The organism is Bradyrhizobium sp. IC4059 (genome assembly GCF_020193615.1).
GTDB lineage: Bacteria > Pseudomonadota > Alphaproteobacteria > Rhizobiales > Xanthobacteraceae > Bradyrhizobium > Bradyrhizobium yuanmingense.
This window is the reverse complement of record NZ_JADYVH010000001.1, coordinates 990,115-1,004,460: the sequence shown is the minus strand read 5'-3', so window position 1 is coordinate 1,004,460 and position 14,346 is coordinate 990,115. Positions and strand designations below refer to the sequence as shown.

13 protein-coding genes are annotated in these 14,346 nt (G+C 63.6%); 5 read left to right on the top strand and 8 right to left on the bottom strand.

The window, feature by feature from the left end; all coding sequences use genetic code 11:
* Position 1 precedes the first annotated feature (1 nt).
* The 3 genes from I6F12_RS04640 to I6F12_RS04630 form a co-directional block, all read right to left on the bottom strand.
* The gene (locus I6F12_RS04640) at positions 2 to 2,218 is read right to left on the bottom strand and encodes a S8 family peptidase (protein WP_225155600.1); all 2,217 of its coding nucleotides are present in this window, start codon (positions 2,216 to 2,218) and stop codon (positions 2 to 4) included.
* 22 nt (positions 2,219 to 2,240) lie between these two features.
* The gene (locus I6F12_RS04635; protein ID WP_225155599.1) at positions 2,241 to 3,377 is read right to left on the bottom strand and encodes a patatin-like phospholipase family protein; all 1,137 of its coding nucleotides are present in this window, start codon (positions 3,375 to 3,377) and stop codon (positions 2,241 to 2,243) included.
* A gap of 137 nt (positions 3,378 to 3,514) precedes the next feature.
* Positions 3,515 to 4,024, bottom strand: coding sequence for a YcgN family cysteine cluster protein (locus I6F12_RS04630; RefSeq protein ID WP_036042979.1), 510 nt, complete (start codon positions 4,022 to 4,024; stop codon positions 3,515 to 3,517).
* A 293-nt stretch (positions 4,025 to 4,317) separates the two neighbouring features.
* On the opposite strand from I6F12_RS04630, the gene I6F12_RS04625 reads away from it, so the two are divergent.
* The 4 genes from I6F12_RS04625 (at position 4,318) to I6F12_RS04610 (ending at position 8,779) form a co-directional block, all read left to right on the top strand.
* The gene (locus tag I6F12_RS04625; RefSeq protein ID WP_057027197.1) at positions 4,318 to 6,606 is read left to right on the top strand and encodes a PBP1A family penicillin-binding protein; all 2,289 of its coding nucleotides are present in this window, start codon (positions 4,318 to 4,320) and stop codon (positions 6,604 to 6,606) included.
* A 10-nt stretch (positions 6,607 to 6,616) separates the two neighbouring features.
* Complete coding sequence (locus tag I6F12_RS04620) at positions 6,617 to 7,195, top strand: DUF1214 domain-containing protein (RefSeq protein ID WP_225155598.1); 579 nt, start codon at positions 6,617 to 6,619, stop codon at positions 7,193 to 7,195.
* Positions 7,192 to 7,776: a DUF1254 domain-containing protein gene (locus I6F12_RS04615; protein ID WP_036005846.1), complete on the top strand. Its 585-nt coding sequence runs from the start codon at positions 7,192 to 7,194 to the stop codon at positions 7,774 to 7,776. The genes I6F12_RS04620 and I6F12_RS04615 overlap by 4 nt, the downstream gene beginning before the upstream one ends.
* A gap of 220 nt (positions 7,777 to 7,996) precedes the next feature.
* Entirely contained in the window at positions 7,997 to 8,779 is a 783-nt protein-coding gene (locus tag I6F12_RS04610) for a sulfite exporter TauE/SafE family protein (protein WP_225155749.1), read from the top strand.
* A 168-nt stretch (positions 8,780 to 8,947) separates the two neighbouring features.
* Here the strand turns inward: I6F12_RS04610 and I6F12_RS04605 are convergent, their stop codons facing one another.
* The 5 genes from I6F12_RS04605 to I6F12_RS04585 are packed head-to-tail and all read right to left on the bottom strand — an operon-like array spanning position 8,948 to position 13,356.
* On the bottom strand, positions 8,948 to 9,706 hold the full coding sequence (locus I6F12_RS04605) for an amino acid ABC transporter ATP-binding protein (RefSeq protein ID WP_249786853.1): 759 nt from the start codon (positions 9,704 to 9,706) through the stop codon (positions 8,948 to 8,950).
* A 37-nt stretch (positions 9,707 to 9,743) separates the two neighbouring features.
* Positions 9,744 to 10,439: an amino acid ABC transporter permease gene (locus I6F12_RS04600; RefSeq protein WP_036005852.1), complete on the bottom strand. Its 696-nt coding sequence runs from the start codon at positions 10,437 to 10,439 to the stop codon at positions 9,744 to 9,746.
* Positions 10,436 to 11,230, bottom strand: a complete 795-nt coding sequence (locus I6F12_RS04595; protein WP_225155597.1) for an amino acid ABC transporter permease — start codon at positions 11,228 to 11,230, stop codon at positions 10,436 to 10,438. Before I6F12_RS04595 ends, I6F12_RS04600 begins: the two co-directional genes overlap by 4 nt.
* 49 nt (positions 11,231 to 11,279) lie before the next feature.
* The gene (locus tag I6F12_RS04590; RefSeq protein WP_036023221.1) at positions 11,280 to 12,173 is read right to left on the bottom strand and encodes an amino acid ABC transporter substrate-binding protein; all 894 of its coding nucleotides are present in this window, start codon (positions 12,171 to 12,173) and stop codon (positions 11,280 to 11,282) included.
* Positions 12,174 to 12,195: 22 nt separating this feature from the next.
* Positions 12,196 to 13,356, bottom strand: coding sequence for an aminotransferase class V-fold PLP-dependent enzyme (locus I6F12_RS04585; RefSeq protein WP_225155748.1), 1,161 nt, complete (start codon positions 13,354 to 13,356; stop codon positions 12,196 to 12,198).
* A 170-nt stretch (positions 13,357 to 13,526) separates the two neighbouring features.
* Between I6F12_RS04585 and I6F12_RS04580 the strand changes: the two genes are divergently transcribed.
* Positions 13,527 to 14,327, top strand: a complete 801-nt coding sequence (locus I6F12_RS04580; RefSeq protein WP_225155596.1) for an IclR family transcriptional regulator — start codon at positions 13,527 to 13,529, stop codon at positions 14,325 to 14,327.
* The last annotated feature ends 19 nt before the right edge of the window (positions 14,328 to 14,346 follow it).

The window sequence follows — 14,346 nt, the reverse complement described above, 5'->3', positions numbered from 1 at the left end:
CCTAGATTGATTGGAAAGCCCGCAGCACGTCCAACATGCCGTGGCCCTGGAAAGTGCGTTCACGACCAAGGTCCGTGGCGCTGTCGCACAGGATCTGCTTGACGCGGCGCGGCTGGCCAATGAGTTCCTCGTAGCGCGCCAGCAGCATCGCGGCCGCGCCGCTCACATGCGGCGCCGCCATGCTGGTTCCGGATTCGGGCCCCCATTCCCGATGGCTGTCGCCGGTAATGCACGACTGGACGCGCTCGCCGGGCGCCACGAGATCCGGCTTCAGGCGCCCGTCACCGGTCGGGCCGCGGCTGGAGAAGAAGCTCACGCCATAAGTGTGGGGCCAGTTTCCATGCGTGGAGCCGACCGTGATGACGCTCTCACCGTTGCCGGGGTCGGTGATGCTGAAAGCCGCGTAACTTTCAAACACGCCGCCATCCGTCGTAGTGAGCTTCTGAAAACCGCGATTCCCGGCGGCGGCAACCACCACGACGCCGCTCTCGATCAGCCGTTCACATTCGTTGCACACCGGCGTGCGTCCGCAAGCGTAGTTGCGGACGTTGTGCGGGATGGACAGGCTCACGTTAGCGCCGTGGATCGTGATGTAGCTGTGCCTCTCGTTCACGTAACGGATGTACTGCAAGGCAGCGATGACGGCGAATTCCGTATCTTCAAGCGTTCGGCCGAGCACACGGAAGTCATAAAGCCGGATGTCCGGGCACATGCCGTCAGCACCGTCAGAGCCATCCCCCTTGCTGGCGCCAATGATCCCGGCGACGTGCGTGCCATGCGGGCTTGATGGCTGCGGCGGGTTCTTCTGGGTGATCAGCTTTTCGACGATCTCCCAGTCGATGGGGCGCTTTAATCTGGCATCCTTGGCGATCGTCTTCAGGTGGTCGACCGCCTCTTGCGGCCCGATGCCGGCGGCGGCCGCGATGTTCACGATTTCCGCCGGATCGAGGTCGTTCTCGTCGTTGCTGACGATCTGGCGGATACGGGTGAAGTCGAAGGTTTTCCTGACGCGCGACCTTCCCGCCCTCTCCGGATCGGCCAGGGCTTTGTGACTGCCGTCGATGCCGGAATCGAGCACGGCCCACACGATGTTCTTGCAGCTCACGTTGAACAGCGACTGCGCCGCATCGGCCTTCACGGCGGGCACGGAGCGGTCGAGCGCTGTGGACGCCCGCCGGTTCAGTGAGACCTGAAAGATATAGCCGGCGGGATGGGGATCGACGCCATCGGCCGTGTCGCCGGCCGCTAACGCCATCAACGCGGCGGCGTTGTCCACGACCCTGGGATAAGCCGCAAGAATGCCGTCGATGATCTCATCGACGAACGGCTGATATTTATCGAAGGCCTCTTGGAAGCTCAGTGGCGGAAGCGGCGGAAGTGGCGGAAGCGGCGGGCGCCGCGGAAGCTCCGGAAGCTCCGGATGCGGCAGAAGCTCTACGCTCCCTTGCGGAAGAGACGGGCGCTGGAATTCCGCCGGACGTTCCAGCTTGCTGACCCAGAAAATCAATCCCGCGAGCACAATATATCGCTCGAGTGAGGTAAAATCATCGGCGCCTGGCGGCAAGGTCGTTTGCTTGCGTGCACCGCGCCGGAGCAATTTCTCCAGCCTCGCTTTATTTTCACCAGTCTTGACAATCCTGTCGGCGACGCGCGGCTGATGCCACCATTGCGTCAAGGGGACGAGAATGCACAGCACTTCGTCGAAGAACAGACGGGCCCCGACCAATCCCTGCAAATATGCGACCTCGGGCTTCTCCTTTTCGCGCAATGCCGGCGTGGGATTGGTTTCTCGTGAACGCTGAGCGGTTCTGAGCTCGATTCCCTTCGGAATAATGCTCGCAACGCTCGCGGCCGTAGCCACGCGATGCGGCGTGATCAAGACGTCCTGAACATTGCCGGGATCGAGGGCATAGGCCGCCCAGACGTCTCCGAGCAGCGGAGAATCCTGCAGCACGCGGCGATCGTCGGCGGGACCGAGCAGAATGTGCTCGACCAGTTCGGCCGGAATTGAAAATTGCTTCGGCCGCGACTCTCCGGTCGATGGCGGTCCTACGGGCACCGGGGGCTCCGGAGTTGCGCTCGATGCCGCGGTTGCGGGCGTTGGCGCCGCTGGCGTCGAGTCGCCCGAGGCCGCTGCCTCGGTCTTTGTCCCGGTCACGTCATCGGCCGCTTTCGACTTCTTCCGCGAAGCCTTCTTCTGTTTACGTTCCTTCGCCACGCCCCCGCCCCTCTCCTTCGTGTCAGATTCCCGATCGGGGATAGGGGAATGCAGGTTTCGGCTGCACTGCCGGGTCCACATGCTTGCGCAAAGCCGCATCGCAGACAGCATAACCCCAGTTGATCAGCCGATCCTGTGTCAGATCGTCGAGCCGCTTCAGCCGTGTCGGCAATTCAGCAAGCCGGCATGTGCGCTCTGGCGGACAGTCGAGCGCATCGGGCAATTGATAGTCGGCGATGTCGGTGCGGATGCCCCAATAGGCGCCCTTGCGCGTTCCCGATTTGAAGGAGGCGATGACCTGGCGCTTGCGCAGCGAACGCACCTGATTGTCGATCAGATTGAGGATCCGGTAGGAATGCCGCGGCCAATCCGTCTCCGGCTCCTCCTCAGCCTCGATCTTGCCGCCGGCGTCGCTGACCAGAACGGTCTGGTGGCGCTTCCATGCGGTCTCGAGGCCGAGATTGTCGTAGACGCCGCCATCGCTGAGAACGACGCGCGTTGTAAATGGAGGCCGCTGCAGGTCGAGCCCGGTACCGGGCACGAAATCGCTGTCCTTGAGGCGCAATTCGAAGGGAGAGAGGACCGGAGGAAAAGCGGAGGACGCCGCCACGGCTTGCGCCAGCAGAATTTCTGGATTCTTCACCTCGCCGACGCGGTAGTCGCGCATATAGGGCTTCATGAAGCGCCAGAGCGCGCCTGACTGCACGTTCGTCGCATTGATCACGAAGCGCGGCTCGTCAGGCATATCCTGCAGAGTCTTGCCGCGAAACAGGTGATCGTCATACGCCTCGGCAATCCGGTCGCCGATGCTGCCTGGTAACAGCGCGCCCAGGATGACCGACTCGGCATCGATTGTGATGCCGGCGAAGGCGCGCAACGGCGCGACGAATTTCGGAATGAAATCGCTGTCGACGCTGTCGGGTGTGAAGCTGAGGCCCGGCCACGCCAGCGCCAACATGCCGGCAGTGATCGACCCGCCGGAAACGCTCGATATGCGCCTGACGTTCTTCAGCAGTCCTGTTTCATATAGGCGCCACAGGACGCCGACATGAAACACCATCGCGCGATATCCTCCGCCGGAAAGGCAGAGCGCAGTGGTTGGTTTCAGCGGCTTGTTCTCGTCGTCGGTCGGTATCGGGTGAACCGGATCGGTAATCATGGGGCCCCCAAAAATCCTAGGGTACCTTCAGCAATTCAAAACAACCTGAATATAGCCATAGCAGAATCTACAACCAGCTTAGCACCTCAACCCCTGAATGTGAAGCGCATCTGCATGCGACCGCTGCGCACAGCTGTTCAAGGTCGCTTCTTCAGACGCGCCCGCTTCGGCAAGGTCGCCGGCCATTGCACGATGTGGTCCTCGAGCTCCTCGTCCGGGACCTCCTCCTCGCTGCCCTCCACGCGGCCGCGCACGGAGACGCCGGCTTCGTGCACGGTGTTGGGGTCACCCGAAACCAGCGGATGCCACCAATAGAGGTCGCGCCCTTCGGCGACGAGCTTGTAGCCGCAGCTCGGCGGCAGCCAGTTCAGGGTGCGGACATTGGCCGGGGTCAGGCGGACGCAGTCCGGAACTTTGTCGGAACGATTCGGATAGTCCTTGCAGGCGCAGCTCGTCCCGTCGAGCAGCTTGCAGCCGATATGGGTGAAGTAGATCTGCCCGGTATCCTCGTCTTCGAGCTTGTTCAGGCAGCAGCGGCCGCAGCCATCGCACAGGCTTTCCCACTCGCGCTCCGACATCTGTTCCAACGTCTTGGTTTTCCAGAAGAATCCTTCCTGGCCTTGAGATCGTTTGGGAGCTGCGGTCATGCGCCTCAACAACAGTTCGAAAGAGCTACGGCAACGCCATCTAGGGCGCGCGGCGGCAATGGTGCAAGCGAGGCCCCTTTGAGGCCCGTAATGAACCGGGGGTCAATTAGGCCTGTTGTTCAAAATGGCGAGCGTGGCCATTGGTTTATGAGCCCCGCTCGGCTAGAAGGAACAGCAAGTCCCTCGGATGCTGGCCGGGCGCCTTGGGTTTGCCGCAACATACCCGCAAGACGTCTCGATGCCGCCCCGGCCGGGTGCTTGAACGCTTTCGAAGCAAGCCGCAAGGGTTCTAGGTGCGCCAGATCATACCACCGCATTGGAAGCAGAGGATCCGGAATTTCTTCCTGGATCTCGATGCGCGCATCGACTCCTCGCTGTTCTCCTCGGCCAAGGGCATCCGCGAGCTCTACGAGCGCTACTCGACCTTCATGGACCGCTTCTATGTCGGGCGGTGGAAGCGCTGGGTGTTCATCGAGCCGTTCTCGGAGGCCGCAACCCTCGGGCTCGGCGGCCTCGTCGTGATGCTCGCCCTCGCCATCCCGGCCTTCCGCGAGACCGCGGACGAGGACTGGCTGAAGAAGTCCGACCTCGCGGTGAGCTTCCTCGACCGCTACGGCAACCCGATCGGCAGCCGCGGCATCAAGCACAACGACTCCATTCCGCTGGAAGACTTTCCGGACGTGCTGATCAAGGCGACGCTGGCGACCGAGGACCGCCGCTTCTACGAGCATTTCGGCATCGACATCGCCGGCACCGCGCGCGCGCTCGTCACCAACGCGCAAGCCGGCGGCGTGCGCCAGGGCGGCTCCTCGATCACCCAGCAGCTCGCCAAGAACCTGTTCCTGAGCAACGAGCGCACCATCGAGCGCAAGGTCAACGAGGCCTTCCTCGCGATCTGGCTGGAATGGCGCCTGACCAAGAACGAGATCCTCAAGCTCTATCTCGACCGCGCCTATATGGGCGGCGGCACCTTCGGCGTCGACGGCGCGGCGCATTTCTACTTCAACAAGTCCGCGCGCGACGTGACGCTGGCGGAAGCGGCGATGCTCGCCGGCCTGTTCAAGGCGCCGACCAAGTACGCCCCGCACATCAACCTGCCCGCCGCCCGCGCGCGCGCCAACGTCGTGCTGGACAACCTCGTCGATGCCGGCTTCATGACCGAGGGCCAGGTGTTCGGCGCCCGCCGCAACCCGGCCTTCGCGGTCGACCGCCGCGACGAGGCCTCGCCGAACTATTATCTCGACTACGCCTTCGACGAGATGCGCAAGCTGGTCGATACCTTCCCGAAGTCCTACACCGAGCGCGTCTTCGTGGTGCGCACCGCCATCGATGCCAACGTGCAGAAGGCGGCCGAAGACGCTGTCGAGAACCAGCTGCGCCAGTTCGGCCGCGACTATCACGCGACGCAGGCCGCGACCGTCGTCGCCGATCTCGACGGCGGCATCCGCGCCATGGTCGGCGGCCGCGACTACGGCGCCAGCCAGTTCAACCGCGCCACCGACGCCTATCGCCAGCCCGGCTCCTCGTTCAAGCCCTACGTCTACACCACCGCGCTGCTGAACGGCTACACGCCCAACTCGATCGTGGTCGACGGCCCGGTCTGCATCGGCAATTGGTGCCCGCAGAATTATGGCCATTCCTATTCCGGCTCGGTGACGCTGACGCAGGCGATCACGCGTTCGATCAACGTCGTGCCGGTGAAGCTGTCGATCGAGATCGGCCGGAAGAACGAGCCCAAGACGCAGAACCCCGCCAAGGTCGGCCGCGCCAAGATCGTCGAGGTCGCGCGCCGCTTCGGCATCAAGGCGCCGCTGCCCGACACGCCGTCGCTGCCGATCGGCTCGGACGAGGTCAACGTGCTCGAGCACGCTGTCGCATACGCGACCTTCCCCAATCGCGGCAAGGCGGTGACGCCGCATGCGGTGCTGGAAGTGCGCACCGGCGCGGGCGACCTGGTCTGGCGCTGGGACCGCGACGGCCCGAAGCCGCGGCAGGCGATCCCGGCTTCCGTCGCCGCCGACATGTCCGGCATGATGAGCCACGTCGTCAGCGAAGGCACCGCACGGCGCGCCGCGCTGGACGGCATTCCGACCGCGGGCAAGACCGGCACGACCAATGCCTATCGCGACGCCTGGTTCGTCGGCTTCACCGGCAATTTCACCTGCGCGGTGTGGTACGGCAACGACGATTACTCGCCGACCAACCGCATGACCGGCGGCTCGCTGCCGGCGCAGACCTGGCACGACATCATGCTCGTGGCGCATCAGGGCGTGGAGGTCCGGGAGATTCCCGGCATCGGCATGGGCCAGAAGCTGCCGCCGCAGCATGTGAGCAACGCGCAGGCCAACGCAGCGCCGAAGGTGCTGGAGACCAAGCCCGGTCCGCCGCCGGTGCTGACCAAGCGCGGCGCGGACATCCTGGTGCGGGTCGAGAAGCTGCTGGATGATGCGGCAAAGGCCGCGAACAAATCGACGGCGAATGACAGCAAGCCGGCCAGGCCGTCCTCGTCGACGAGCGCGCTCGCCTTCCCGCAGAACTATGCGGAAGACAACGCCAACGCCTCTGCCCCGCGCAAGAACTGATCGAAAGCAAGTGCGGCTGATCCTGACCACATTGACGGCGCTTCTTCTCGCGACGATCGTCGGCGTCGGCGCGACGTGGATGACCACGACGCGCGGCACCGAGATCGGCGCGCTGACCATCGGCCCCTGGACGGCACGGCCGCGCACCGGCACCGCCGACGTCGATCCCTATTCGCGCGCCACCATCGTCCGCAACGGCGAGCTGCCGATCGGCACCGGCGACGGTGTCGCCTTCACCGCCACCACCGACGACAGGAAGAAGGCGCTCGACGGCCGCTGCGACGTGGTCGTCTCCGGCGTGACGCCGCCGGCGCGGTTCTGGACGCTGACGCTCTACGACCGCAAGGGCCATCTCGTCGCCAATTCGCTGCAGCGCTACGGCTTCACCAGCCAGGAGATCGTGCGCTCCTCCGACGGCTCGTTCGAGATCCGGATCGCCTCGCGCTCGCGCGCCGGCAATTGGCTGCCGACCGGCGGCATCGAGCGCTACGCCTTGATGCTGCGTCTCTACGACACGCCGGTCGGCGTTGGAACGCGCACCCAGCGCGATGCGCCGATGCCGAGCATCACCACGGTGGGCTGCTCATGATCCGGCTCGTCTTCACCGTCGTTGCCGGCGTGGTGCTGGGCCTCGTGGTCCATCTCGTCAGCGTGCTGGCGCTGCCGCGGATTGCCACGCAGGATGCCTATTCGCGGCTGACGCCGATGACCAGGGTGAACGCCGTCACCCAGCTTCCCCTCGCCGATCCCAACAATTCGCCGATGCCGTTCATGGATCCGGCCTTCGCGCTGGCGATCTGTCGTTATGATCTGTCTGGCGGGCCGATCAAGCTCACCGTGCCGGTGAGCCAGGCCTACACCTCGGTGTCGTTCTACACCCGCAACGAGATCGCCTATTACGCCATCAACGACCGCTCCGCGGGCCGCAAGGTGATCGAGCTCGACCTGATGACGGAAGCGCAGCATAGCGAGCTGCCGGAGGACGAAGAGGTCACCGCGGCCGACCGCCTGATCATCGATTCCCCGACCACGACCGGCCTGATCCTGATGAAGGCGCTCGCGCCCGAGCCCGGCTTGATGCAGCAGGCGCAAGGCTCGCTCCAGGCTGCGACCTGCGCCCCGCAGACCGAGCCGCCGGCCAAGGCCGAGGCACCGCGCAGCCGGCGGTGAGCGCGGCCGCCAACAAAAAGTGCGAAAACAACCCCATGCACAGTAGCTGGGCGTTGAAATCATTACGCTCTTCCGCCGACCGCAACGATACCGCCGGGGACGCCTGCGTACCTTTGACTCGTCGGGCAAAACAGGGGCATACTGGCATCATCGAGAGTTGATCACACCCGCACGGAGCCGTCCGTCGCGGGTGTTGTCTTTGGCGCATCTTTCCGTGTCCATGCGAAACAATCCTGCCGCGTTCGGCTCGGGCACAATCATCGGCACTCTGGGCGGCTTGATCGGTCTCGGCGGTGCAGAATTTCGGCTGCCCCTGCTCATCAGCCTGTTCGGATTTCGCGGCCTCGAGGCCGTGATTCTGAACAAGGCGACGAGCCTGATCGTGGTGGCGAGCGCACTGCCGTTTCGCGGACGCGCCGTTCCGTTCGCGGAGATACATGCCCATTGGCCGATCATCCTGAACCTGCTGGCGGGCAGCCTCGTCGGCGCCTATGCGGGGGCATCCTGGGCGACGCGTCTGGAGTCCGGGACGCTCTACAGGATCATTGCCGTCCTGCTGCTCCTGATCGCCGGCATGCTTCTGTTCGCACATGGCAACGAGGCGGCAACCCCACCGGCGCTGACAGGCGTGAGCCTGATCGTCGCGGGCATAGCAGCGGGCTTTGCGATCGGGATCGTGGCATCGTTGCTCGGCGTTGCCGGAGGGGAATTCCTGATCCCCACCCTGATCTTGTTGTTCGGCGCGGACGTGAAGCTCGCGGGCAGCCTCTCGCTCGCGGTGAGCCTGCCGACCATGCTGGTGGGATTTGCGCGCTATAGTCGCGACCAGAGCTTTTCGGTGCTCCGCGCGAATTGGCAGTTCATGCTTGCAATGGCCATCGGGTCGGTCGTCGGGACATTCATAGGCGGCCTGCTTCTCGGCGTCGTCCCGAATTCGATTCTTCTGCCGGGATTGGCCGTGATCCTGGTCATTTCGGCGGTGAGAATCTGGCGGCATGAGTAGGCTGGTTCGAAACAATGCCGCAACCGGCGATGCGCTCTCGATCGGTTCGCAGATCGAGACGGATCGCTAGAGCATGATCCGGAAAAGTGTGAAGCGGTTTTCCGAAAAGATCATGCTTCAAACAATAACCTAATGCGCGATGACGATTCATCCTAATCGCCTCGCGCTTTAATGGATGATCTGGCCGAGGAAATCCCTCGCCCGCTCCGTCCTCGGCGCGCGGAAGAAGGTTTCGGGATCGGCTTCCTCGACGATCGAGCCGCGATCCATGAACACCACCCGGTCCGCGATCTCGCGGGCAAAGCCCATCTCGTGCGTGACGCAGACCATGGTCATGCCGTCTTTCGCGAGCTCCACCATGGTGTCGAGCACCTCCTTGACCATCTCCGGGTCGAGCGCCGAGGTCGGCTCGTCGAACAGCATGATCTTCGGCTGCATGCACAGCGCCCGCGCGATGGCGACGCGCTGCTGCTGGCCGCCGGAGAGCTGCCCCGGATATTTGTTCGCCTGGTCGTGGATGCGCACCTTGCGGAGCAGACCGATCGCGCGCTCATGCGCATCAGTGCGGGACAGGCCCCGCACCTTCATCGGCGCCAGCATGCAATTCTCGACGACCGAGAGGTGCGGAAACAGGTTGAAGCTCTGGAACACCATGCCGACCTCGCGACGAACGCCGTTGACGTCGGTCATCCGGTCCGACAGCTCGATGCCGTCGACGACGATGCGCCCCGCATCGTGCTTTTCGATGTGGTTGATGCAGCGGATCAAGGTCGACTTGCCCGAGCCGGAGGGGCCGCACAGCACGATCTTCTCGCCGACCGCGACCGTGAGATTGACGTCGTTCAGGGCCGTGAAATGGCCGAACCGCTTCACCAAATTTTCAACGGTGACGATGGACGCCCGATTGCCGGCAGCGAGCTCAAGCATTTTTCCTCTCCAAAGACTGGGATGATCGTGCCCAGCGCTAGCGGCGTAGTCCCGCGATCGCATATCGCTTGCGCAAGGACGCTACGCATTGCGATGCCGCCGAACTGATCGCGAGGTAGACCACCGCAATCACCAGATACATCTCGACCAGACGGCCATTGAGCTGCGCCAGCTTCGAGGCTGCGCCAAGCAGATCGGTGAGCGAGAGCACGTAGACCAGCGAGGTATCCTGGAACAGGATGATGGTCTGGCTCAGGATGATCGGGCTGGCGACGCGAAGCACCTGCGGCAGGATCACGGCGCGATAGGTATCGAAGGTCGACAATGCGAGGGCCTGACAGGCCTCGAACTGACCCCGGTTCACGGCGCGCAATCCGACGCGGATGATCTCCGAGTAATAGGCCGCCTCGAAAAGGCCGAAGGTGATGAAGGCGGTCCAGGTGGCGCCGATCGGGACCGGTCGCCCGCTTCCGCCGAGATGACCGAGCACGATCGGCACCAGGAAGAAGAACCAGAACAGGACCAGGATCAGCGGGATCGAGCGCATCAGGGCGACATAGCCGCGCACGAGCTTGCCGAGCACGGGCACTTCGAAGTGCTGCACGAGGGCCAGGCAGGTGCCGAGGACCAGGCCGACCACGAAAGCAACGGCGGTCAGCGCCAGGGAAAACAGCAGGCCCGACCAGAGGTAAGGCCACGCCTGAAGCACAACGGAGAAATCGAGGCTGGTCACTTCACGACCTCCATCGAGTCAGGCAGGGAATCAAGCGGTTGGATGGCGTGCGTCGCGCCCGGCTTGACTGCATCGTCCGCAGGGCTCGTCCCCGGAATGCGCACGGCCCTGTCGATCAACGCCATCCCCTGATAGGCGATGAGCGCCAGCGCGAGGTAGACAAGCGTCGCGGCGCCGAAAGCGGTGAAGGTCTGGAATGTCGCTTCGCTGATCTGGCGGGCCTGCGCCGTCAGCTCCATCAGCCCGATCGTGAGCGCGACCGAGGTGTTCTTGTAGATGCCCATCACCTCGCTGGTCAGGCTCGGAATGATCAGGCGCAGCGCCTGCGGCACGATGACGTAGCGATAGGTCGGATACCCGCTGAGCCCGAGCGCGCTTGCCGCTTCGACCTGACCTTTCGGCAGGGCCTCGATCCCGGCACGCACCTGTTCGGCGATCCGGGCGGCGGTGTAGAGACCGAGGCACACCAGTGCCGGAAAGAACGATCCCCAGGGCGGCGGAATCTGCTTGATGGCGTTCCCGAGCGAGGCGGGAAGAATCTCCGGCAGGACGAAGTACCAGAGAAACATCTGCACCAGCACGGGGATGTTGCGGAAGATCTCCACATAGAGGCGGGCAAGTGCCGCGACGGCTCGGTTCTGCACAGTGCGGCCGATGCCGACGACGATCCCGACCGCGAAGGCAATCCACCAGCCGAAGAACGCCAGCGCGAGGGTCCAGCCGAGGCCCGACACGAGCCAGTCGATATAGCGCTGGCCGTCTGCGGTCTGTTCAAGAAGCACTGCAAACATGGCGAACCTCAGGGCTCGGTTTGCGGGACACTCTCCGCCGACGTCGCAATTAGTCCACCGCGTCGCTGGGACGCGCGATCCGTTCCGTGAGCTCGACCGTCAGCGGAAACGCCAGGTTCTCGTTCTTGGGCGGAATTGGCCTGGTGAACCATTTGGCGTAGGTCTTTTCGAACTGGCCCGATGCCATCTGCTTCGACAGAACGTCGTCGACCAGCGCCTTGAAGCCGGTATCGCCCTTCGTGAACATCAGGCCATAATAGATCTTGGCGTAACCCTCGGGGAGAAATATCAGCGCATCCGGCTTCGGAGCTGCGGCCTTGAGGCCGGCGAGCAGAATGTCGTCCTCCATGAACGCGGCCGCGCGGCCGGTGTTCAGCATCAGGAAGGATTCGGCATGGTCCTTTGCCTGGACGATGTTGAAGCCGAGCTGCTCCTTCGCATTCACGCCTTGCGCGAAGCCGACGGCATTCGAGCCCTGGGTGACGACGATGGTTTTGCCCTTGAGATCGCCGGCCGTCTTCAGGCCGCTGTCCGCTTTGACCAGCCAGCGCGGCTGACTGACGAAGGTGGCGACGGAAAACGAGACCTGCTCCTGCCGCTTCCTGTCGTTGGCCGTGCCGCCGCACTCGATGTCGACGGTGCCGCTCTGGATCAGCGGGATGCGATTGGACGAGTTCACCGGAACGTAATTGACTTTGAGATTGGGTAAGGCGGTCTCCGCCTTGATGCGCTCGACGATGGCCGCGCAGAGGTCGAGCGAGAACCCGATCGGCTTCTGGTCGGGACCGAGATAGGAGAACGGGATCGAGGCCTCGCGATGACCGATGGTGATGGCGCCGTTCGACTTGATCCTGGCCAGCGTGGGGCTGTCGGCGGCAGAAGCGGCGCTGCCGAGGCCGCCAATGACCGACAGAATGCTCAAGACACATGCAAACTTCGTCATGTACGTCTCCTTGCTGGACAGCCTATGCGGCTCTCGATGATGGCTTCACGCCGCGCCGCTGGATGACCTCGATCAGGCGGTCTACGTCGGCAATCGTGTTGAACATCCCGAACGACACGCGAATGCCGTCCCGCTCCGGCGACACGCGGACGTTATTCTCCTCGAAATGGCCGAGCCATTCGGCCGCGGGCAGCGCAATGACGTAGATGTGCGGCGCGCGATGCTGCCGCGCGCGAGGGCCGACCAGGCGAACGCCCAGCACATCGAGCCGGGCGATGAGATGATCGCCGAGATCGAAACAATGGTTCTGGATGTTCTCGACGCCCAGCGCTTCGATCATGTCGAGCGAGGCATCGAGGGCATGGATCGCCGGAAGATTGAAATTGCCGAGCTCGAAGCGGCGCGCGCTCGGGGCCGGATCGAGCCTGTCAGGCCGGGCGATCAGATCGACCGGGACTTCAGCGAGGCTCGCAGCCGCAAGATAGGTCGGCTCGAGCTCAGCCCTCGACTTGTCCCAATAGAGCAGGCCCAGCCCTTGCGGCACGAGCAGCCCCTTATGGCTGCCCGAACCGATGAAGGTCGCGCGCATGGCTTTCGCATCGATTGGCACGACACCGATCGCCTGCATCACGTCGACGACGAAATGGAGCCCCTTCTCCGCGCAGAGGGCGCCGATGCTTTCGATGTCGAAACGATGGCCGGCATGGAATGTCACCTGCGAGATCGAGATCGCCCTCGTGCTCGCATCGATGTAGGGACGAAGACTGTCGGCGTTCACGATCTCCGTCATCGGCACGAATGCGACGGTCACACCCTTGCGCCGCAGATTGAGGAACGCGTAGGCGTTGTTCGGATGATCGCCGTGGATCATCAGGACCTTGTCACCGGCGCGCAGCGGCAGCGCATTCGCGGCGATGTTCATGCTTTCCGAGGTGTTCTTGGTGAAGGCGATCCCGTCGCCCGATACGCCGAGAAACCGCGCCAGCTTTTCGCGCGTCTGCTCGACGCGATCGAGCCAGACGCTCTTCGGGCCGGCGGTCTCGAGACCTTCGCTCAGAAAACGATCGATCGCCGCTTTGACGGGGCGCGCAAGGGGCGTCTGGAAGCCGGAATCGAGATAGGTGATCCGCTCGGCAGCCGGAAACTCCCTCCGCACGGCATCGACGTCGTAATGGCCTGACATCCCGATCTCCTGAAGCACTTCCCCGGTGGCTCGCACTGCACAAATCCTGTTCACCACCGAGCAGCGCCAACGATATGGGCACGACACAAAAGTGCCTATACAAATTTTCATATTCCAGTATATTTCATTCCGAAAAATGATAATTTGTACTTCGAGTGGAGACTGGCGAAATGCAGCAGCCGAGTACCGACGGGCCATTGGACCGCGCCTTCGCGATCATTGGCTATGTCGCCAGCCAGACCAGAGCAGCCTCGGTCGCGGACATCGCCGCTGCGCTGTCCCTGCCGCTGCCGACTGCGCATCGGCTCATCGGAAATCTGGAGCAGCGCGGGCTGCTTCAGAAAGCCGTGGGAACGAAGCGGTACGTGGTCGGCAATCAAATGGTCACGCTGTCGGCCCGCGTCATCGGCGCAGCTTTCCGTACCGCCCGCCGGCACGCGGTGCTCCGCGCCGTCGCCGCCGAAATCGGCGAGCAATGCGAGATCGGCGTCGTGCGGGACAACGTCGTTGCTTACGTCGACAGCGTCCGCGTATCGCAACCTCAAGGCCTGCAATTCAATCCCGGCGAAGCGGCCCCGCTCCACTGCACGTCGACCGGCAAGATCTACATGAGCCGGCTGCCGGAACGCGCGCGCGAGAAGCTGTGCCACGCGCTCACGCTGACGCGATACACCGAAACCACGATCGTGGACGTCGAGCACCTGATGAAGGTGCTCGATCAGACCCGCAAGCGCGGCTGGGCCAAGACCAATGAAGAATATGTGCGAGGCGTGGTCGGCTGTGCCGTTCCCATCCTCTCACCGGATCGCGAGCTGATCGCGTGCCTGGGTGTGTCTGTTCCCGTGGCACGGGTGAGCTTCACCGAGCTGGATCGGTTCATAGCTCCCCTGCAGAAGGCCGCTGCGCTGCTATCGGAGACGATCCTCGCGGACAATGAGGACGGCGTAAGCGAAGCCGTGTCGGCAAGCTGATGCTGCTCGAACGTCGTCC

What these genes read in the sequence shown, in the direction of transcription:
- I6F12_RS04635 (WP_225155599.1), bottom strand. Translation starts at nt 3,377, where the DNA reads ATGATTACCGATCCGGTTCACCCGATACCGACCGACGACGAGAACAAG.
- I6F12_RS04630 (WP_036042979.1), bottom strand. Translation starts at nt 4,024, where the DNA reads ATGACCGCAGCTCCCAAACGATCTCAAGGCCAGGAAGGATTCTTCTGG.
- I6F12_RS04615 (WP_036005846.1), top strand. Translation starts at nt 7,192, where the DNA reads ATGATCCGGCTCGTCTTCACCGTCGTTGCCGGCGTGGTGCTGGGCCTC.
- I6F12_RS04610 (WP_225155749.1), top strand. Translation starts at nt 7,997, where the DNA reads ATGCGAAACAATCCTGCCGCGTTCGGCTCGGGCACAATCATCGGCACT.
- I6F12_RS04605 (WP_249786853.1), bottom strand. Translation starts at nt 9,706, where the DNA reads ATGCTTGAGCTCGCTGCCGGCAATCGGGCGTCCATCGTCACCGTTGAA.
- I6F12_RS04595 (WP_225155597.1), bottom strand. Translation starts at nt 11,230, where the DNA reads ATGTTTGCAGTGCTTCTTGAACAGACCGCAGACGGCCAGCGCTATATC.
- I6F12_RS04590 (WP_036023221.1), bottom strand. Translation starts at nt 12,173, where the DNA reads ATGACGAAGTTTGCATGTGTCTTGAGCATTCTGTCGGTCATTGGCGGC.
- I6F12_RS04585 (WP_225155748.1), bottom strand. Translation starts at nt 13,356, where the DNA reads ATGTCAGGCCATTACGACGTCGATGCCGTGCGGAGGGAGTTTCCGGCT.
- I6F12_RS04580 (WP_225155596.1), top strand. Translation starts at nt 13,527, where the DNA reads ATGCAGCAGCCGAGTACCGACGGGCCATTGGACCGCGCCTTCGCGATC.